The following is an 18877-nucleotide window of genomic DNA, read 5'->3' as shown; positions in this document are numbered from 1 at the left end:
CCTCAATACCGGAACAGCCGGGCGGCGATCAGCCGCGCGCCAAGGGTGACGATCTTGGTGATGGCGTAGAAGATCACCGCGGCCAGGGCGAACAGCTCGAACGTGCGGAAGGTCAGCGCATTCAGGTCCTGAGTGACGCCGTAAAGGTCGGTATTCATCCCCACGGTGACGCCCAGCGAGGTCATCAGGATCGCCCAGACCATCTGGTTCGTCATCGGCAGGAACGAGATGCGCAGCATCTGCGGCAGCACGACATGACGGAACGCCCCCGCCGCCCCCATGCCCAACGACCGGGCGGCGCGGGTCTGCGTGTCGGGGATGGCCTTCAGCGCGCCGCGGAAATTCTCGGTCAGGTAGCCGGCATTGTTGAAGGTGATGCCGATCAGGATCGACAGGAACGGGCTCAGATGCAGGCCGAAGCTGCCCAGCCCGAAATGCGCCATGTAGATCTGGAACAGCGCCGGGGTGTTGCGCGCGATCTCGACCCAGGTCTTCGCGACGGCGGACAGGATGCGGATGCCCGACAGGCGGAACATGGTCAGGATGATCGCCAGCAGGATGCCCAGCACCATCGACAGGATCGCCACCTGCATGGTGACGACGGCGCCATCCAGCATCTGCGGAAGCCGCGCCATCGCCTGCTTCCATTGGAAGGTATAGTTGAACATGGCCGTCTCGCAGCTGCCAGGAAGCATCGGGGCGGCGCGACGACCGCGCCGCCCCGGCGATATCAGCGATGGACGCCGTCGACGGTCAGGGAAGGCAGGTCGCCTCCGACCCATTTCTCGTAAAGTTCGGCATAGCGGCCGGTGCGGACCTGCTGGTTCACGAACAGGTTCAGGTAGTTGATGAGGCCGTATTCCTCGCGATTGGTGAACAGGGCCACATAGTCGATGTCGAAGGGCGCCTTGCCCACCACCGAGATGCCGGGGAAATTGCCGGTCTTGACGTTCGACTGCGCCACGGTCGAGGTCGAGACGGTGGCGTCAAGCTGGCCCTGGCTCAGCGCCAGGAACACGTCCGCCTGGGTCTGGTAGGGGCGGAAGGTGCCCTCGCCCCATTCCTTGACCTGTTTTTCAAGCGCGATGGCCTCGAAGGTGCCGGCGGTCGCGCCGACCGTCTTGCCCTTCATGTCCTCGAAGCTGGCGATGCCCGACTTGTCGTTGGCCGTCACCGCCATCTCGAAGGCGAAATAGGGGATGGACATGCCGACCGTCTTGGCGCGTTCCAGCGTATCCGAGGTCGAGGCGACGCCGACATCGACCCGGCCCGACATCAGTGCCGGAATCCGCTCGGGAAAGGGCGTCTCGACGATCTCGGCCTTCACGCCAAGCGCGGCGGCCAGGTCGTTGCAATAATCGACGTCGAAGCCGACCGGGGTGTTGCTTTCGTCGCGCATCCCCATGGGCGGGAAATCCAGGACGACCGCGCAGCGCAGGGTGCCCGAGGCGATGATGTCGTCCAGCTTGTCGGCATGGGATGGCGCGGCAAACGCCGCAGCGGCGGCCAGCAGGCTGATCGCGAACGTGGGTTTCATGAACCTTCTCCTGTCAGTTCCCTGTCGGCCTTTTCCCGGCCGATTCCATGGCTGCCACTATCCGCAGGTTTCCCCCGCAACGCAAATTAAAAATACAACTAATATACAAAAAGTGGACGAAGCCCGCCGGACAGCGGGCTTCCCTTATGCTCAGCGCAGATCCTGGGGCAGCAATGCCTCTGGGAAGCCTTGGTAGCATACGGGTCTGAGGAACCTTCGGATGGCCATGGTTCCGACCGAGGTGGCGCCGAAGTTGGTGCTGGCGGGATAGGGGCCGCCGTGGACCATCGCGTCGCAGACCTCGACCCCCGTCGGAAAGCCGTTCACCAGCACCCGGCCCGCCTTGCGCTCCAGCACTGGCAAAAGCTCGCGCGCAGCCGCCAGGTCGGCATCCTCCATGTGGATGGTCGCGGTCAGCTGCCCCTCGAAGCCGCGCGCCAGGTGCAGCATCTCCTCCATGCCGCGCACCCGCACGACCAGGCCCAGCGGGCCGAACACCTCCTCGCCAAGCGCCTGGTCCTGCAGCCAGGCCGCGGCCGTGGTCTCGTAGAGGTTCGGGCTCGCCGTTCGGCCGTCGCTTTCGGTGGCCAGCAGCGGCTTCACCGCATTGCGCGCCTCGAAACGCGCCTTGCCGTCGCGATAGGCGCGGGCGATGCCCTCGGTCAGCATCACCTGCGGGCCGACCTGCGCCAAGGCCGTCCTGGCGGCTTCGGCGAAGCGGTCGGCATCCGCGCCGTCCAGGACCACCGCGATGCCCGGATTGGTGCAGAACTGCCCGGCCCCCATGCTCAGCGACCCGGCCCAGCCCTGCCCCAGCGCCTCGGCCCGGGCGCGCATGGCCTCGGGCAGAAGAAACATCGGGTTGACCGAGCCCAGCTCGCCGAAGAACGGGATCGGCTCGGGGCGCGCGGCGCAGAGGTCGAAGAGCGCCCGGCCCCCGGCCAGGCTGCCGGTAAAGCCCACCGCCTTGACCAGCGGATGCTGGACCAGCGCCTCGCCCACCTTGCGGTCGCCGCCCTGCACCAGGCTGAAGACCCCCGGATGCGTGCCGGTCTTCGCGATGGCGGCATGGATCGCCTCGGCGACGATCTCGCCGGTGCCGGGATGGGCGCTGTGCCCCTTGACCACCACCGGGCAGCCTGCGGCCAGCGCGGCGGCTGTGTCGCCGCCCGCCGTGGAAAAGGCCAGCGGGAAGTTCGAGGCACCGAACACCGCCACCGGCCCGATGGGCCGCTGCACCATGCGGAGATCGGGGCGCGGCAAAGGCTGGCGGTCCGGCAGCGCCGGGTCGTGGCGGCGGTCGAGATGCTCGCCCTTGCGGATATGCGCGGCAAAGAGCCGAAGCTGGCCCACGGTGCGGCCGCGCTCGCCCTGCAGCCGCGCCTCGGGCAGGCCGGTTTCCTGGGTGCCGATCGCGGTGATCGCCTCGGCGCGGGCCTCGATCTCGTCGGCGATGGCCTCAAGCAGCGCCGCCCGTTCCTCGCGCGGGGCATGGCCGAAGGACCAGAACGCCGCCTCGGCCGCCTCGCAGGCCCGGTTCACCAGCGCGACCGTGCCGACCGAGAACGCGTGCGAGGGGCCATGCGCCGGCTCGCTGGTGAATCGCTGCTCGCTGGCGATCCACTCGCCACCGATCAGGTGCTTGCCGTGGGGGGTAAAGGTCATCGCCGATCCTTCCTTTCAAGATCACCGGCAGGGGCCCGGTCCCGAATTGGGCCTCAACCGCCTTTGAGTTTTTGTATATTTCATGTATGCAAAAAGTCAATCACGGATGAACCACCGCGCCAGAGAGGAAATCATGGAGCAGACACTGACCTTCGAAGCCCTGCGACAGCGCATCGAAACGATCTTTCGGCAGGCCGGGATGAACGCGGTCCAGGCCGCCTCGCTTTCGCGCGTGATCGCGGCCGGAGAGCGGGACGGCTGCAAGTCGCACGGCATCTATCGGATCGAAGGGGTCCTGCGCACGCTGAAGGCCGGCAAGGTCAAGGGCGCGGCCGAACCGGAACTCGATCCCGGCAGCGACGGGGCCGTCGTGCGGGTCAATGCGCAGGGCGGCTTTTCCAACCCCGCCTTCGAACTTGGCCTGCCCGTCCTGGCGGATCGCGCGAAGCAATTGGGACTGGCGGCGCTGGTGATCAACGACTGCACCCATTTCGCCGCCCTGTGGCCCGAGGTCGAGGCGGTCGCGGATCACGGCCTTGCCGCGATGGTGATGTGCCCCAGCTATGCGACGGTGGCGCCGACCGGCGGCACGCGGCCCCTGCTGGGCACCAATCCCTTCGCCTTCGGCTGGCCGCGGCAGGGGCGCGAGCCCTATGTCTTCGATTTCGCGACCTCGGTCGCGGCCCGGGGCGAGATCGAACTGCACCGGCGCGCCGGCAAGCCCTTGCCCGAGGGTTGGGCGATGGACGCATCGGGCCAGCCCACCACCGATCCCGAGGCGGCACTGGCAGGTGCCATGCTGCCCTTTGGCGGGCACAAGGGATCGGCCATCGGCACGATGATCGAGCTGCTCGCGGGCGTCATGATCGGCGACCTGACCAGCCCCGAGGTTCTGGATTTTCTGGGCACCACGACGCTTGCCCCCTTTCACGGAGAGCTGATCCTGGCCCTGTCGCCCGAGAAATTCGCGGCCGGCCGCAAAGGCGATCCTTTCGCGCGGGCCGAACTGCTGTTCGGGGCGATCAAGGACCAGGGCGCCCGCCTGCCCTCGCAACGCCGGTTCGCCGCGCGGCAAAAGGCGCTGGCAGAGGGGATCGTCCTGACCGGGGCAGAGGTCGCTCAGCTTGATCGCCTGCTCGAACTGGGCCTCGACGCGATCGCATGAGGCGAAAGGAAAAGGCCCTTCCGACACCGGAAGGGCCCTGGACCGCGATCGTCAGGCCGCGTATTTCTGCACTGCGCCCGGCTGCTTGCTCCATTCCGCATACCAGGTCTTGAACTGGTAAAACTGCTTTTCGGCCCAGGCCCGCTGGCTGGGGGTCAGTTCGTCGGTTTCATTGAAGTGCAGGCTGTATTCCGCCTCGCCCAGCAGGACCATCATGTGCTTGTAATACAGCACCAGGTCCGTCCCCTCGTCCCAGGAGGACAGCACCTCCAGCGCCTCGCCCAGTTCCTGCGCGCGCTGCCGCGCGTCCGCGTCACCGGCGGCTGCCGCCTTCGACAGCGCGACGAAATGCAGGATCTCGCGGGGAAGGACGTTGCCGATGCCGGTGATGGTGCCGGTGGCGCCGCATTTGACATAGCCGTGATAGACGCCGGTATCGACCCCGGCCATCAGGATCACGCTTTCATCGGCGCTGGTGATATGCTCGGCGGCATAGCTCATCGCCCTGGCGCCGCCGAATTCCTTGAAGCCGACAAGGTTCGGATGCTCGGCCCGCAGCGCGAAGAACAGGTCCGCCTTGGTCTCGAACCCGTAATAGGGGCTGTTGTAGATCACCGCCGGCAGGTCGGGCGCGGCCGCCAGGATCGCCTTGAAATGATGGCGCTGCGCCGTGGCCGAGGCGCCGCGCGACAGCACACGGGGAATGACCATCAGCCCCGCCGCGCCGATCTTCTGCGCATGGGCGGCATGGGCTGCGGCCAGGGCCGAGTTCACCGCCCCCGTCCCCACGATCACCGGCAGCCCGGCCTTGACCAGCCGTTCCACCCCTTCCATCCGCTGCGCATCGGTCAGAAGCGGCCAGTCGCCCATCGAGCCGCAATAGACCACCGCCGACATTCCCGCCGCGATCAGTTCCTGCCCCTTGCGCACCAGGGCGTCGTAATCGGGCCGGCGGTCGGCGGTGCAGGGTGTCATCAGGGCGGGAATGACGCCGGTGAAGATCTGGGTGTTCATCGATGATGGCTCCTTCTGTCGCGCAGGGGCGGGATGGCTGATTCTCTCAGCCGCCATCTTAGTCCTTGCATTTTATTTGTCGACAAAGAATCGGCGTGGCCCCTACAGCGGCAAGGACTGCCGCTGGTCGCGGGCCAGGAACTGCTGGATCTGGCGGACGATCTGGTCCGCATGCGCCTTTGCCAGCCGGTCGCACAGCTCGACATCCCGCGCCTCGATCGCCGCGATCATCGCTTCGTGTTCATCGACATATTCACGCGGCAGGCGGTCGTTGAACGACTGGTAATACAGCCGCAAAAGGCGGCGCCCTTCGTCCAGAAGGCGCAGGAACAGGCTGAGGTAATAGGGATTGCGGCCGGCCTCGGCGATGGCCGCATGCAGGTCGCGATTGGAGGCGATCATCGCCAACGCATCCTGCGCCTCGACCGCAGCGGTGAACCTGGCCTGATGCTCGCGGATGATCTCCAGATCGGCGGGCTGGTGATAGCTCGCCGCCAGCCTGGTAGTCACGCGATACATCAGCGTCAGGGCGTCGAAGAACGTATGCATGTTGAGAAAGTCGATATTGGCGACCATGGTCGAGCGGTTCGGCAGCGTCTCGACCAGCCCCTCGCCCGCCAGGCGCACCAGAGCCTCCCGGATCGGCGTCCGGGACATGCCGAAGCGTTCGGCCAGTTGCACCTCGTCGATGGGGCTGCCCGGCGGCAGCACCAGGTCCAGGATTTCGTCGCGCAGCAGGTCATAGACCAGCTTGACGCCCGATCCGCGCCTGCGCTCGGGGAAGGTCTCTGTCTCGGCCATGGGCGCAACTCCTGAAATGCTGTCGGATGACGTCGACAACTTGAATACTTAGAGTTTGCTGGCCATTCAATCCTCCTGCCTTGGGCCAGCCACCTGTCGATCCCTGATCCGATGCAAGCCGGCGCCGACTGTGCCGGCCCGCTCCATCGACCCCCAGCAAAGATATAACCAAACGACATATTTTGGCGCGACCATGCGATGATATGACCGAACGCCCCACGATAGACTGGCAGGCATCACGAAAGGCTGCCCGGCAACAGGGCGCGCCTGCCGCAGGCATCGGCCGGAGGAGGGCCGTACCACCGCGACGGGATGCGGCGGATCATGGGAGGTTTGGCAATGCTCAACAGACGGACGTTCATCGCCTCGGGCGCGGCACTGGCGGGGCTGGGGCTGGCGCGGCCGGCGCTGGCGCAGGGCAAGGCGATCAGGATCGGCTATGTCAGCCCGCAGACCGGACCGCTCTCGGCCTTCTCGGCTGCGGACGCTTTCATGGTCCGGCAATTCCTGGCCGCCGCGCCGGGGCTTGGCATCGAGGCCGAAGTGATCGTCAAGGACAGCCAGTCCAACCCCAACCGCGCCGCCGAAGTGGCGCGCGAGTTGATCAGCCGCGACGAGGTGAACCTGCTGCTGGTCGCCTCGACCCCCGAGACCACCAACCCGGTGTGCAGCGTGGCGGAATCCGAGGAAATCCCGGTGATCTCGACCGTGGCGCCCGGGCGCCCCGATCCCCGCCGCCGTGCTGCGCATGCGCTGATCGAATTGAGCGGCCGGGCGCTTGATCCGGCAGGAAACACGCCAAAGCCGCAAGCCGGAGTCCCCTTGTCGGGTATGCGGCCTGTGGCGTTGCGATTCAGCGGGCGGGGCGGGATGCCCATGCAACTGGCCCCCGTCCCGCCGCAGCACGGTTTCCGCGTCCGGCCGCGAGGTGCGAGCGCGTCCCGGCCTCAGGCCGTCCGCGTGCCCAGCACCCAGATCAGTTCGGCGTCGACATCGCCCTGCGATGTCCAGCAATGCTCGGTCGAGGCGTCGTAATACATGCTGTCGCCGGGATAGAGCACCAGCGGCTCATAGATCCGGCTGTGGATGACCAGTTCACCCTTGAGGACGGTCAGGAAGATCTCTCCATCCGACACGCCCCATGCCTCGTAATCCTCGGGCGAGCGGGCCTTGACCACGGTGCGGATGGGCGTGAAGCACTTGTCCTTGAGATCCGCGCAAAGCAGCTTGTTGTTGCAGGTGGCGTTGTTCAGGTTGTCGCCCTGCCCGGCCCGGGCAATGCTGCGGCGGCCGGTGGTGGGCGCGTGGCCGGGCTCGTCGCCCAGCAATGCCGACAGCTCGACCTGCAGGCCGCTGGCGATGCGCTGCAAGGTGGTCAGCGTCGGCGAAAGGTCGTTGCGCTCGATCTTGGACAGCGCCGAGGTCGATACCCCGGTCAGGCGCGCGACCTCCTGCAAGGTCAGCTGCTGGCCCTTGCGAAGCGCCTTCAGCCGCGGGCCAAGCTCCAGCGGCCGCTCCCGCCGGGGACGGGCCGTGCGGCGCTGCCTCATTGCAATGTCACCAATCTGGTTCACGATCGGCATGTCTCTCCAGCCTTGCATTCCTGACGTCACGTTATCCGCTGTGCGGCACCCCTGTCCCGCGCGAATTCCCCCCATCCCGAACTTTCCCGCGCCCTGATGCCCTGTAAACATAGGACGGCGGGAAGGTCTCGATAAGGCGGGGGCAAGATCGGCGCCCGCCTATTGCCCCAGAGCGACCGAACGGTCGCGGGCCGCCTCTGCCGCCTGCGCGATCAAGTCCGGCAAGCCATCCGGCCGCATCAGCACCGCAAGCGCGGCCGCCGTGGTGCCGGCGGGGCTGGTGACTTCGCGGCGCAGCTCGGCCGCATCGCGGCCGCTGGCCACCATCATCGCGGCGGCGCCGCCGACCGTGCCGCGGGCAAGCTGCCGCGCCAGCGCCTCGGGCAGGCCCAGGGCGCGGGCCGCCTGTTCCAGCGCCTCGGCAAAAAGGAACAGATAGGCCGGGCCGGAACCCGAAATCGCCGTCACCGCGTCGATCTGGGCCTCGGCCTCAAGGGCGACGACCTCGCCCACCGCCGAGAACATCCGCGTCGCAAGCGCCAGATGCCCGGGCCCGGCATGGTCATTGCCGATGATCGCCGTGATGCCGCGACCGACCAGCGCAGGCGTATTGGGCATCGCCCGGATGATCGGGCGGTCGCCAAGCGCCGCGCCGTATTGCTGCAGCGAGACACCGGCCGCGACCGACAGCACCGGCACATCCGCGGGCAACGCCGCAAGACCCGCCAGCACCTCAGCCATCATCTGCGGCTTGACCGCCAGCAGCACGACCGCGGGCCGGGCAGGCCGGGGGGCGTTGACATGCGCGCCCTGCGCGGCAAGCGCCAGCAACCTGTCGCCGGGATGCGGATCCTCGATCCACAGGCTGGCGGGCTGCAATCCCTGCGCGATCCATCCGTCCAGCAGCGCCCCGCCCATCCGGCCGCAACCGACCACCAGCACGCCGCCATCGTTCAGATCTTTCATCGGGATCGCTCCTTGTGCTGCGGGCCATCGAAAGCCCTTGCCCCCTGTCTAGCGGATAAAGTTTCTCCACTAAAGTGCTTAAATTTTCCTATACGATAAATTTTTCTATCATTGCTCGATAATTTGAGTTAGGAGAACGGAAGGAACGATTCTGCGGACGAAGCATCGCGAAGATGTCGCCCCCAAGGGTCTGGAGGAAATCATATGACGTCTGCGACCCGGCACGAGACCTCTCGCACGCTTCTGATGGATAAGATCCGCGCAGTGCTCGGCCCCGGTGCCGTGCTGGAGAACCCGGCCGAGATCCAGGGCTATTGCACCGACGCAAGGCGCAAGTTCCACGCACCCGCCCTTTGCGTCTGCAAGCCGCGCGACACGGCCGAGGTCGCGGCGCTGGTCAAGCTGCTGCATGCGCATGGCTGGCCGATGCTGCCGCAGGGCGGCAATACCAGCCTGTGCGGCGGGGCGACGCCCGACGACCGCCTGCCGGTGATCGTCTCGACCGAACGGCTGAACAAGCTGCGCGCCGTCGACCCCTTCGGGCTGACCGTCGCCGCCGACGCGGGCTGCACCATCGCCCAGCTTCAGGCCGCCGCGGCGGCCGAGGGGTTGCTCTATCCCGTCAGCCTGGGATCGGAGGGCAGCTGCCAGCTGGGCGGCACCATCGCCACCAATGCCGGCGGCACGGCGGTGCTGCGCTATGGCACCACGCGCGCGAACACGCTGGGGCTGGAGGTCGTGCTGCCCGACGGCCGTGTTCTGGACATGATGCGGGCGCTGCACAAGGATACCGCCGGCTACGATCTGAAGCAGCTTTTCATTGGCGCCGAGGGCACGCTGGGCATCGTCACCGGCGCAGTCATGCGGCTTTATCCCGCCACCCCGGCGATCGGCATGTGCTGGCTGCGCATCGCAGGGCCGGCCGAGGCGCTGGAGCTTCTGCAACTGTTCCGCCGCCATGCCGGGCGCAGCCTGACCGCCTTTGAGCTGATGAACGCCCAGCAGCTTGCCAATGTGCTGGACCACGGCAGCCACGCCGCGCCGGTCGAGGGGCGAGAGGGCTGGCACCTGATGGTCGAGCTGGCCGATACCGCCTCTGCCGACCTCGACACGCTGATGGTCGGGATCCTGGAGCAGGCGTTCGAGGCCGGGCTGGTCCTTGACGGCAGCATCGCGCAGAACCTGACGCAGGCCGAGACGATGTGGGCGATCCGCCACAGCGTGACGGAATCGAATGCGCGGGTCGGGGTCAGCATCACCTCGGACACGGCAGTTCCGGTGGCCCGCGTCCCCGAATTCATCGCCCGCGCCACGGATGCGGCGATGCAGGTCCATCCCGGCATCCTCGTGACCGTGGTGGGCCATGTCGGCGACGGCAACATCCATTTCATCGCGCTGTTTGCGCATGACCTCTGGGCGGCGCTGCCCGACCGCCAGGCGGTCGAGACGCAGGTGCGCAACGCGGTCAACGACATCGCCATCGCGCTTGGCGGCACCTTCAGCGCCGAGCATGGCGTCGGCCAGACCATGACCGGGCTGATGGAGCGCTACAAGACCGGCCCCGAGCTCGACCTGATGCGCGCGCTGAAACGCTGCATCGACCCCGACGGACTGATGAACCGCGACCGCGTCATCGGCCCGGCCGCCTGACCACCCGACAAGACCAACCAACAGGAGAGACGTGACATGACGAAACCCACCATGCCGACGATCAAGCGTCGGACCCTTCTGCTGGGGGCGGCCGCAGGGCTGGCCGCGCCGGCGATCTGGCGCCCCTCGGGTGCGCGCGCCCAGTCCACCCGCATCGTGGTGCGCGACGACGGCGGCATCTATACCCAGGCCTATACCGAGATCTTCTATCGCCCCTTCACCGAGGCGACCGGAATCGAGGTCGTGCCCGCCCAGGCCCAGGCCGAACCGACCGCGCAGATCCGCTCGATGGTGGAAACCGGGACCTATACCTGGGACATGGGCAAGATCTCGGTCCCGGCGGTGCTGCAGCTGACCACGGGCGAGACCAAGTATCTGGAACCCGTGGGCCTGGATGCCGAGGCGGTGATCCAGTCGATCCCGGCGCATTTCCGCAACGAATACCAGGTCGGCACCAACGTCTATACCACCGTGCTGGCCTATCGCCGCGACGCCTTCGAGGGGCGCGAGGCGCCGGCCTCCTGGGCGGACCTGATGGACCCCGAAAAGTTCCCCGGCCGCCGCGCCCTGCGCCGCCACCCCTATGACACGCTGGAACAGGCGCTGATGGCCGACGGCGTGCCTGCGGACCAGGTCTATCCGCTGGACCTGGACCGCGCATTCGCCCGGCTGGACAAGGTGCAGCCCGCCACCGACATCTGGTGGACCAGCGGCGCGCAGGCCGAACAGCTGCTGATCTCGGGCGAGGTCGACCTGATCTCGACCTGGGTGTCGCGCGCGCAATCGGCGCAGGCGGCCGGCGCCCCGGTCGAGATCGTCTGGAACCAGAACATCTGGGGCTGCGACGGCTGGTCGATCCTGAAGGGCACGCCCAATGCCGATGCCTGCCGCGAGCTGATCAAGTTCGCCTCGGACCCGGCGCGCATGGCGCAACTGGTCAAGTTCTTCCCGGCCGGCATCGTCCAGCCGGCTGCCTTCGAGACCATCCCGGCGGACGTGGCCAGGAACTGCCCGACCTATCCGGCGAACATCGAGACCGGGCTGCAGATCGACGCCGCCTATTGGCTGGAGAACGCCGACCCGGTGATCGAGCGGTTCAACAGCTGGTTCATCGGCTAGGGCCCGGGGGAACGGATCGCGACATGAGCACTTTGGAAACGCAGGGCCTGGGCAAGGTCTATGGCGACTTCGTCGCCCTTGCACCGACCGACCTGAAGGTCGAGAAGGGCGAGTTCCTGACGCTGCTGGGGCCGTCCGGCTCGGGCAAGACCACGCTGCTGAGCCTGATCGCCGGGCTGGCCGAGGCCGACAGCGGGCGCATCCTGATGAACGACCGGGACGTGACCCATGCCGCGCCCTATCAGCGCGACATCGGCATGATGTTCCAGAACTATGCGCTGTTCCCGCACATGACCATCGCCGAGAACATCGCCTTTCCGCTGAAGATGCGCGGCACGCCTGCGGCCGAGATCAAACGGCTGGTGCAGGAGGCACTGGACATGGTGCGCCTGCCCCATATTGCGGACCGTTTCCCCAAGGAGCTGTCCGGCGGACAGCAGCAGCGCGTGGCCCTTGCGCGCTGCACCATCTATCGCCCCTCGGTCATCCTGATGGACGAGCCGCTGGGCGCGCTGGACAAGAAGCTGCGCGACCAGATGCAGTTCGAGATCCTGCGCATCCACAAGGAGATCGGCGGCACCATCGTCTATGTCACCCACGACCAGGAAGAGGCGATGACCATGTCGGACCGCATCTGCCTGATGAACGGCGGCAGGATCGCACAGCTGGGCAGCCCGGCCGACCTGTATTTCCGTCCGCAATCGCTGTTCGTCGCCGATTTCCTGGGCGAGGCGAACCTGCTGGAGGGCCGCCTCGTCTCGGGCGCGGACGGCGAGGGCGTGGTGCGGCTGGGCGATGCCAGCGAGATCCGCGTCACCCTGCCCCGGCCGCTGGACCATGGCGCGGCGGTCAAGGTCATGCTGCGGCCGCAGAACATCCGCCTTGAGGACACGCCTGGCGAGGGGCTGAACGCCAGGCTGCGCAGCTGGAGCGTGACCGGCGCCAGCACCAAGTTCTTCCTCGACGCGCCGGCGCTGGGGTCCGAGCCGCTGATCGCCACCCGCGCCACCGCGATGAGCCATGACGCGCCCGAGCCCGGCCGCGACTATCGCCTGAGCTTCGATCCGCGCGACGCCGTCGCCATCCCCGCCGACGAGGCCGCCTGATGACCGCCATCCCCGCCCCGGCCGCGACCCGCAGGCCGATGAGCCGCAGAAGCAGGCAGCTTCTGATGGCGGCGCCGATGGTGCTGCTGCTGGTGACCTTCCTGATCTACCCTTCGGCGCAGCTTTTCCTGCTGTCCTTCCAGAAGGGCGGCGGCTTCTCGCTGGAAAACTACCAGCGCCTGCTCGGCACGCCGGTCTATCTGACGGTGATGATGCTGACGCTGAAGATCTCGGTCGTGACCACGATCTTCGCCGTCATCGCCGGCTATCCGGTGGCCTATCTGATCTCGATCCTGCCGAAGGCGAAAAAGGGCCGGATCCTGTTCTGGATCCTGCTGTCCTTCTGGACCTCGTTCCTGGTGCGCGCCTTCGCCTGGATCATCCTGCTGGGCCGCAACGGCGTGGTGAACAAGCTGTTGCAGACGCTGGGCATCAGCGACGCGCCCATCGCGCTGATGTATAATTTCTCGGCCGTGGTCATCGGCATGGTCCATGCCCTGCTGCCGCTGGCGGTGCTGACCATGCTGTCGGTGATGGAGAACATCGACCGCAACCTGACCCGCGCCGCCTCGACCCTGGGCGCCAAGCCCGGCATGGCCTTCTGGAAGATCTACTTTCCGCTGTCTTTCCCCGGCGTGACCTCGGGGGCGCTGATGGTCTTCGTCACCGCCATCGGCTTCTTCATCTTCCCGGCCCTGCTGGGCGGCCGGCGCGAGACGATGATCACCCAGATCATCATCGAGCAGATCATCCAGACCATGAACTGGGGCTTTGCCAGCGCCGTCGCGGTGCTGCTGCTGGTGGTCGTGCTGCTGGTCTTCGTGCTCTACGACCGCGCCGTCGGGCTTTCGACCATGACCGGCGAATCCTCGGCCAGGAAAGGCCGGCCCGGCCGCAAGGGGATCTTCTCGCGTATCGGGGACGCGATCCTGACCGGGCTGGGCCATGCCTCGGACGCGATCATCGGACTGTTTCCGCGCCGCCGCGCGCGCGAAGGGGCGCCGCGCCCGCTGGTGGGCTTCGTCACCGTGCTGCTGGCGGTGATGACGCTGCCGGTGCTGCTGATGATCCCGCTGTCCTTTGCGGAAAGCGGGCTGAACTGGCCGCCGCAGGGCTTTACCCTGAAATGGTATCAGCAGATCTTCAACTCGCCGATCTGGATGAGCGCGCTGACCCGCTCGCTGGTCGTCGGCTTCAGCACCGCGGTCCTGGCGCTGCTGATCGGCACGCCCGTCGCCTTCCTGATGGTGCGCGGCAGGATGCGGGGCAAGACGGCATTGCTGGCCTTTACCCTGATGCCGGTGGTGATGCCGAACATGATCCTGTCGGTGGGGCTGTTCTACCTTTATGCCAAGATCGGGCTGGTCGGCACCAACCTGGGCCTGATCATCGGCCACACGGTCATCGCCGTGCCCTATGTGGTGCTGACGGTCATGTCGGTCTTGCGCAACTACGACACCCGGCTGGACCTGGCCGCGCAAAGCCTGGGCGCGACGCCGATCCGAACGCTGCGGCTGGTCACGCTGCCGATCATCGGCGCGGGCATGATCTCGGCCTTCCTTTTCGCCTTCACCATCAGCTTCGACGAATTGACCATCGCGCTTTTCACCTCGGGCGGCATGTCCGCGACCCTGCCCAAGCAGCTTTGGGACGAGGTATCGCTGTCGATCTCGCCGCTGCTCGCCGCGGTCTCGACCTGCCTGTTCCTGTTCGTGACGGTGCTGATCGTCGCGGTCGGGCTGCTGAACCGTCGCCAGAAATAAACTTGAACGGATAGACAATGCTGACTTCGAAAGACCTTCGCGGGATCATCCCCGCCCTGCCGACCCTTGTGAACGGCGACGACAGCCTGGCGCGCGGCGACATGGCGAAACTCGTCGATCACGTCTATGCCGGGGGCTGCACGGGCGTGCTGCCCATCGGCGGCACCGGCGAATACGGCGCGCTGCCGCATGCGACGCGGGTCGATGCCGTGGCCGTCTGCGCCGAGCGCAGCCAGGCCGGGAAGACCGTCATGGCGGGCGTGCTGGATGCCGGCTATTACGACGCCATCAAGGCCGGCAAGGACTACGCCGCGGCCGGCGCCGATTGCCTGCTGGTGCTGACGCCCTATTACACCAACCCGACGCCGATGGGGCTGCGCGACTATTTCATGCGCTATGCCGATGCCTCGCCGGTGCCGGTGCTGATCTACGAGATCCCCTATCGCACGCGCGTCGCCATCCCGCCCGAGGTCACGCATGAGCTGTCGCGGCACCCCAACATCGTCGGCATGAAGGCGTGCAACACCGACATGTATCACTTCCTGCAGGTCGCGGCGGGGGTCGGCGACGACTTCACCATCCTCAGCGGCGAGGATTCGCTGTTCCCCGTGCATATGGCCGCGGGCGCGCAGGGCGGGATCATCGTCACCGCCTCGATGCTGCCGGCCTTCTGGGTCAGGATGCACGACATGCTGGCCGCGGGCGACCTGGCCGGCGCGCTGGCCCTGCACCGCCAGGCCCTGCCGATGATGAACGCGGCCTTCGGCGAGACCAATCCAGGCCCGATGAAATCGGTGCTGGACCTGTTCGGCATCGACGCGCAAAAGGTGCTGATGCCGCTGGATGCCTGCCAGCCCGAACGCTCGGCCCGGCTGCGGGCCGAGGTCGAAAAGCTGCTGGCCGCATAGGGACCGCCGGGGATGGCGCCGCTGAACACGGACGATTTCCGCGCGACCGCGCGGCGGCGCCTGCCGAGGGGGCTGTTCGACTATATCGACCGGGGCACCGAGGACGAGGTTTCGCTGGCCCGCATCCGCGCCTCGCTGGACGGGGTCCGGCTCCGGCCGCGCATCCTGAACGGCGACTGCCCCGCCTCGCTGGAGACCACCCTGCTGGGCCGCCGCCATCCGACCCCGCTGGTGATCGCACCGACCGCGCTGGCCGGCATGGTCGCGGATAAGGGCGAGACGAAGCTTGCCCGCGCCGCCAGCCGCTTCGGCATCCCCTTCACCGTCTCGACGCAATCGGTCGAGCCCGTCGAGGACATCCGCCGCGGCGCCCCCGATGCCGAACTGTGGTTCCAGCTTTACGTCTGGAAGGACCGCGCCCGGACGGCCGAGCTGCTGCGCCGGGTCGCGGCTTGCGATTGCGACACGCTGGTGCTGACCGTGGACACGCAGATGCCGCCCAAGCGCGAATACAACCAGCGCAACGGCTTCGGCGTGCCGTTCCGGCCGACGCCCGGCAATGTCGCCGACATGCTGTGCCATCCGCGCTGGCTGTGGGAGGTGATCCTGCGGCCGGGCCTGCGCCGGGGGATGCCCAGCTATGGCCACTATCCGCCCGAGTTTCGCGCCGGCCTGCTGTCGCCCGTGACGGCCGAGGAGCTGCGCCTGGACCCGGCGCTGACATGGCAGGATTTCCGCGCGCTGCGCGACGGCTGGCAGGGCCGGATCATCCTGAAGGGCGTGCTGGGGACCGAGGACGCCATGCGCGCCAAGGCCGAAGGCGCCGATGCCATCGTGGTCTCGACCCATGGCGGGCGCAATTTCGACGCCCTGCCGACGACTGCCGAGGCCCTGCCCCGCATCGCCGCCAATCCCGCCGCGGTTCCCGAACTGCTGGCCGACAGCGGCGTGCGGCGCGGCTCTGACGTGCTGAAATACCTCGCCCTCGGCGCCTCGGCCGTCCAGCTGGGCCGCGCGCCGCTATGGGGCCTTGCCGCCGGAGGAGAGACCGGCGCCGCCACGCTGCTGGAGATCATCCTGGCCGAGATGCGGACGGGCATGGGCTTTCTTGGCGCGCGGACGCTTGCCGATCTTTGCCCCTTCGACAACTGAAGCCGGCCAAGCCGGAAGCGAAGCGACAAGCGCGCGGACACCCTTTCCGGCTGGTCGAACAGATCAGCGCGGCGCGGGGGATGGTGGCTTCCTCGAGCATTCGCAACCTTCCTTCCGGCTCTCGGACCGGCGGGGGCTATGCCGGAAAAATCGTTGACCGGAGAATAAACGCCTATGTCCGGGGCTGGCCCGTTATCGGTGCTGTGGAGCATGCCGTCCAAGCGTTCCCGCCAACAAGCCGGACGTGGCTCATCCTGCCCTTGCGCACACGGGTTCAGCCATTGGCCGTCCTGACCACGTCCATGCTGGAAAGCGCCAGGCGCGGCCCGGCCTTCATGACCTGGCCGGGCAGTTCCCTGCCCAGAATCCGCTCGGCTGTCCCGGCTGCCTCGATCAGCTTGCCAAGGTCGATCCCGGTCGGAAAGCCGGATTCCTCGCACATGTAGACGAAATCCTCCGTGGCGATATTGCCGGTCGCGCGCGGCACGAACGGACAGCCGCCGATCCCGCCCACGCTGGCCTCGAAATCGCGGATTCCGTGCAGCAGGCCGGCATAGGCGCAGGCAAGGCCGACGCCGCGCGTATTGTGGAAATGAAGCGCGATCCCCACCTCGGGAACCGCCGTCCGCAGCGCATCGAGCACCGGCACGACATTGCCCGGCGTCGCCATCCCGGTCGTGTCCCCCAGCGTGATCCGCGAGATGCCGAGGTCGCGATACCGCCTGGCCTGGTCGACCAGGTTGCCGACGGGCACGTCGCCTTCGAAGGGGCAGCCGAAGGCCGTGGCGATGGCGCCGTGCAGCGCGACGCCTGCCTCTTCGGCGATGCGCGCGATCTGCCGAAACCCGGCCATCGAGTCGGCGCGCGAGCGGTTCACGTTCTTCAGGTTGTGGCTTTCCGAAGCCGAGGCGAACATCACGACGGCATCGATTCCCGCCTCGATGGCGGCTTCGGCACCGCGCAGGTTCGGCACCAGCGCGCTGAAGCGGACACCGGCGCGACCCCGGAAATGCCGCACCAGCTCGGCCGCATCGCGCATCTGCGGCACGGCGCGCGGCGATACGAAGGATGTCAGCTCGACCGAACGGATGCCCGCCGCGACAAGGCTTTCGACAAGCCGGATCTTGTCCTGGGTCGGGACGAAGACCTTTTCGGATTGCAGGCCGTCGCGCGGCGAAACCTCGGTCACGGAAACCTGCCGGCCGGTGGCGGATACGGGGCCGGCCATGTCACGCCGCCTCGCCCGAGGGTGCCTTGGCTGCGGCTGCCACTTCCTCGGGCGTCAGGCCGAGACTGCCGAGAATCTCGGCATTGTGCCCGCCGATGCTGTCCACGTCGCCCCCGCCGGCCAACGACGCGCCGTCGATCTCGATCGGCAAAGCCGGCGCCCGGAAGGTCCGGCCATCCGCGGTCTGGGACGAGGCGAGCCCGCCCTGCCGCATGACATGCTGGTCGCGGAACAGATCCGAGGGCTTGGCCACCGGCGCGAAGGGGATCTCCATCTTCTCCAGCGCGGGCAAAAGCTCGGCCATGGGGCGCCTTGCGACGGCCGCCGCAACCAGGGGAACCACCCAGGAGCGGGCATTGATGCGGGCCATCCTGCTTTGCAGTTCGGGATGTTGCAGCAGGTCGTCGAGGCCGAGATAGCCGCACAGCCGGGTCCAATGGCCGTCGCTGACCGCACCGATGAAGATCTGGCCCCCTTCGGCATCGGCAAAGACGTCATAGATCGGCCAGCTGAACGCCCGCTCGGGCATCGGTTCGGGATCCCTGCCCTCCAACTCGAACTGCACCATGTGCTGCGAGACCAGCAGCAGGCAGTTCTCGAACAGGCCGACGCGGATGGTCCGCCCCCCGCCTGTCTTGCCCCGCTCGAACAGCGCCGCGATGATGGCGAAGGCGCCGAACAGCCCGCCCATGATGTCGTTGGCCGAGGTGCCGACGCGTAGCGGCCGACCCTTGGGGCCGGTCATGTAGGCAAGGCCGGACATCATCTGCACCACCTCGTCAAGCGCCGTCCGGCGCTCGTAAGGGCCTGAAAGAAAACCCTTGTGGCTGGCGCAGATCAGATGCGGAAAGCGTTCGTGCAGGGTTTCGGCATCCAGCCCCATCCCCTGCAAGGTGCTGTCCTTGAAGTTGTCGATGAACACGTCGGCCGAGGCCAGAAGCCGGTTCAGCGCCTCCTTGCCGGCCGGCGTGCGGCTGTCTAGGACGACGGATTTCTTCCGACGGTTGAACAGCGGAAAGAAAGCGCTGCCCATGCCGGTCAACTGGCGTGTCTTGTCGCCCCCGGGCGGCTCGACCTTGACGACCTCGGCACCCAGGAAGGCCAGGAACATGCCGCAGCTCGGCCCCATCACCATATGGCTCATCTCAACGACGCGGATCCCCTCGAGGGGTTTGAACTCGGCAGTCATGCGGCCTCCCATACCATCGGCGACAGGATAG

The 18877-nt window shown here is 67.2% G+C and carries 17 protein-coding genes; 8 read left to right on the top strand and 9 right to left on the bottom strand.

The genetic code is table 11. The features are described from left to right. Positions 1–2: 2 nt before the first annotated feature. From BLT64_RS00215 to BLT64_RS00205, 3 genes are all read right to left on the bottom strand, one after another. Complete coding sequence (locus tag BLT64_RS00215) at positions 3–668, bottom strand: amino acid ABC transporter permease (RefSeq protein ID WP_041530723.1); 666 nt, start codon at positions 666–668, stop codon at positions 3–5. A gap of 62 nt (positions 669–730) precedes the next feature. Next, positions 731–1537 carry an ABC transporter substrate-binding protein gene (locus BLT64_RS00210; RefSeq protein WP_011751083.1) on the bottom strand — a complete coding sequence of 269 codons (807 nt, stop codon included), beginning with the start codon at positions 1535–1537 and terminating at the stop codon, positions 731–733. A gap of 150 nt (positions 1538–1687) precedes the next feature. Continuing rightward, the gene (locus tag BLT64_RS00205) at positions 1688–3202 is read right to left on the bottom strand and encodes an aldehyde dehydrogenase (NADP(+)) (RefSeq protein ID WP_011751084.1); all 1515 of its coding nucleotides are present in this window, start codon (positions 3200–3202) and stop codon (positions 1688–1690) included. 133 nt (positions 3203–3335) lie between these two features. On the opposite strand from BLT64_RS00205, the gene BLT64_RS00200 reads away from it, so the two are divergent. Then, positions 3336–4367 (top strand): Ldh family oxidoreductase, encoded by a 1032-nt coding sequence (locus tag BLT64_RS00200; RefSeq protein ID WP_011751085.1) that lies wholly within the window; start codon positions 3336–3338, stop codon positions 4365–4367. 51 nt (positions 4368–4418) lie between these two features. Here the strand turns inward: BLT64_RS00200 and BLT64_RS00195 are convergent, their stop codons facing one another. Both BLT64_RS00195 and BLT64_RS00190 read right to left on the bottom strand, forming a co-directional pair. Next, a complete protein-coding gene (locus BLT64_RS00195; protein ID WP_011751086.1) occupies positions 4419–5381 on the bottom strand; it encodes a dihydrodipicolinate synthase family protein in 963 nt (320 codons plus the stop codon). A 102-nt stretch (positions 5382–5483) separates the two neighbouring features. After that, positions 5484–6182 carry a GntR family transcriptional regulator gene (locus BLT64_RS00190; protein ID WP_011751087.1) on the bottom strand — a complete coding sequence of 233 codons (699 nt, stop codon included), beginning with the start codon at positions 6180–6182 and terminating at the stop codon, positions 5484–5486. A 339-nt stretch (positions 6183–6521) separates the two neighbouring features. Between BLT64_RS00190 and BLT64_RS27220 the strand changes: the two genes are divergently transcribed. After that, on the top strand, positions 6522–7217 hold the full coding sequence (locus BLT64_RS27220) for an ABC transporter substrate-binding protein (RefSeq protein ID WP_041530724.1): 696 nt from the start codon (positions 6522–6524) through the stop codon (positions 7215–7217). Here BLT64_RS27220 and BLT64_RS00180 read toward each other — a convergent pair. Beyond that, positions 7130–7732 (bottom strand): helix-turn-helix domain-containing protein, encoded by a 603-nt coding sequence (locus tag BLT64_RS00180; protein ID WP_199259142.1) that lies wholly within the window; start codon positions 7730–7732, stop codon positions 7130–7132. The two genes, BLT64_RS27220 and BLT64_RS00180, sit on opposite strands and share 88 nt — an antisense overlap. 192 nt (positions 7733–7924) lie before the next feature. Then, positions 7925–8731 (bottom strand): pyrroline-5-carboxylate reductase, encoded by an 807-nt coding sequence (gene proC, locus BLT64_RS00175; RefSeq protein ID WP_011751090.1) that lies wholly within the window; start codon positions 8729–8731, stop codon positions 7925–7927. 204 nt (positions 8732–8935) lie between these two features. Here proC and BLT64_RS00170 point away from each other — a divergent pair, with 204 nt between their 5' ends. The 6 genes from BLT64_RS00170 to BLT64_RS00145 are packed head-to-tail and all read left to right on the top strand — an operon-like array spanning position 8936 to position 16429. Then, positions 8936–10381: an FAD-binding oxidoreductase gene (locus BLT64_RS00170; protein ID WP_011751091.1), complete on the top strand. Its 1446-nt coding sequence runs from the start codon at positions 8936–8938 to the stop codon at positions 10379–10381. A gap of 36 nt (positions 10382–10417) precedes the next feature. Further along, on the top strand, positions 10418–11500 hold the full coding sequence (locus tag BLT64_RS00165) for an ABC transporter substrate-binding protein (protein WP_011751092.1): 1083 nt from the start codon (positions 10418–10420) through the stop codon (positions 11498–11500). A 23-nt stretch (positions 11501–11523) separates the two neighbouring features. Next, entirely contained in the window at positions 11524–12606 is a 1083-nt protein-coding gene (locus BLT64_RS00160) for an ABC transporter ATP-binding protein (RefSeq protein WP_011751093.1), read from the top strand. Beyond that, positions 12606–14369, top strand: a complete 1764-nt coding sequence (locus BLT64_RS00155; protein ID WP_011751094.1) for an ABC transporter permease subunit — start codon at positions 12606–12608, stop codon at positions 14367–14369. The genes BLT64_RS00160 and BLT64_RS00155 overlap by 1 nt, the downstream gene beginning before the upstream one ends. A 17-nt stretch (positions 14370–14386) precedes the next feature. Continuing rightward, entirely contained in the window at positions 14387–15277 is an 891-nt protein-coding gene (locus BLT64_RS00150) for a dihydrodipicolinate synthase family protein (protein ID WP_011751095.1), read from the top strand. A 12-nt stretch (positions 15278–15289) separates the two neighbouring features. Further along, positions 15290–16429 (top strand): alpha-hydroxy acid oxidase, encoded by a 1140-nt coding sequence (locus BLT64_RS00145; protein ID WP_011751096.1) that lies wholly within the window; start codon positions 15290–15292, stop codon positions 16427–16429. 274 nt (positions 16430–16703) lie between these two features. Here the strand turns inward: BLT64_RS00145 and BLT64_RS00140 are convergent, their stop codons facing one another. Together BLT64_RS00140 and BLT64_RS00135 are read right to left on the bottom strand one after the other, a co-directional pair. Continuing rightward, positions 16704–17657: a hydroxymethylglutaryl-CoA lyase gene (locus BLT64_RS00140; RefSeq protein ID WP_011751097.1), complete on the bottom strand. Its 954-nt coding sequence runs from the start codon at positions 17655–17657 to the stop codon at positions 16704–16706. Position 17658: 1 nt separating this feature from the next. Then, entirely contained in the window at positions 17659–18846 is a 1188-nt protein-coding gene (locus BLT64_RS00135; protein ID WP_011751098.1) for a CaiB/BaiF CoA transferase family protein, read from the bottom strand. Positions 18847–18877 lie beyond the last annotated feature (31 nt).

It is taken from the genome of Paracoccus denitrificans (assembly GCF_900100045.1).
In the GTDB taxonomy this organism is placed as follows: Bacteria; Pseudomonadota; Alphaproteobacteria; order Rhodobacterales; family Rhodobacteraceae; genus Paracoccus; species Paracoccus denitrificans.
The sequence above is the reverse complement of the archived record's forward strand: the minus strand, read 5'-3'. Positions and strand labels throughout refer to the sequence as shown.

Coding starts and splice junctions, on each gene's coding strand:
- BLT64_RS00150 (WP_011751095.1), top strand. CDS start 14,387: ATGCTGACTTCGAAAGACCTTCGCGGGATCATCCCCGCCCTGCCGACC.
- BLT64_RS00145 (WP_011751096.1), top strand. CDS start 15,290: ATGGCGCCGCTGAACACGGACGATTTCCGCGCGACCGCGCGGCGGCGC.
- BLT64_RS00215 (WP_041530723.1), bottom strand. CDS start 668: ATGTTCAACTATACCTTCCAATGGAAGCAGGCGATGGCGCGGCTTCCG.
- BLT64_RS00190 (WP_011751087.1), bottom strand. CDS start 6,182: ATGGCCGAGACAGAGACCTTCCCCGAGCGCAGGCGCGGATCGGGCGTC.
- BLT64_RS27220 (WP_041530724.1), top strand. CDS start 6,522: ATGCTCAACAGACGGACGTTCATCGCCTCGGGCGCGGCACTGGCGGGG.
- proC (WP_011751090.1), bottom strand. CDS start 8,731: ATGAAAGATCTGAACGATGGCGGCGTGCTGGTGGTCGGTTGCGGCCGG.
- BLT64_RS00140 (WP_011751097.1), bottom strand. CDS start 17,657: ATGGCCGGCCCCGTATCCGCCACCGGCCGGCAGGTTTCCGTGACCGAG.
- BLT64_RS00200 (WP_011751085.1), top strand. CDS start 3,336: ATGGAGCAGACACTGACCTTCGAAGCCCTGCGACAGCGCATCGAAACG.
- BLT64_RS00210 (WP_011751083.1), bottom strand. CDS start 1,537: ATGAAACCCACGTTCGCGATCAGCCTGCTGGCCGCCGCTGCGGCGTTT.
- BLT64_RS00205 (WP_011751084.1), bottom strand. CDS start 3,202: ATGACCTTTACCCCCCACGGCAAGCACCTGATCGGTGGCGAGTGGATC.
- BLT64_RS00165 (WP_011751092.1), top strand. CDS start 10,418: ATGACGAAACCCACCATGCCGACGATCAAGCGTCGGACCCTTCTGCTG.
- BLT64_RS00160 (WP_011751093.1), top strand. CDS start 11,524: ATGAGCACTTTGGAAACGCAGGGCCTGGGCAAGGTCTATGGCGACTTC.
- BLT64_RS00180 (WP_199259142.1), bottom strand. CDS start 7,732: ATGAGGCAGCGCCGCACGGCCCGTCCCCGGCGGGAGCGGCCGCTGGAG.
- BLT64_RS00135 (WP_011751098.1), bottom strand. CDS start 18,846: ATGACTGCCGAGTTCAAACCCCTCGAGGGGATCCGCGTCGTTGAGATG.
- BLT64_RS00195 (WP_011751086.1), bottom strand. CDS start 5,381: ATGAACACCCAGATCTTCACCGGCGTCATTCCCGCCCTGATGACACCC.
- BLT64_RS00170 (WP_011751091.1), top strand. CDS start 8,936: ATGACGTCTGCGACCCGGCACGAGACCTCTCGCACGCTTCTGATGGAT.
- BLT64_RS00155 (WP_011751094.1), top strand. CDS start 12,606: ATGACCGCCATCCCCGCCCCGGCCGCGACCCGCAGGCCGATGAGCCGC.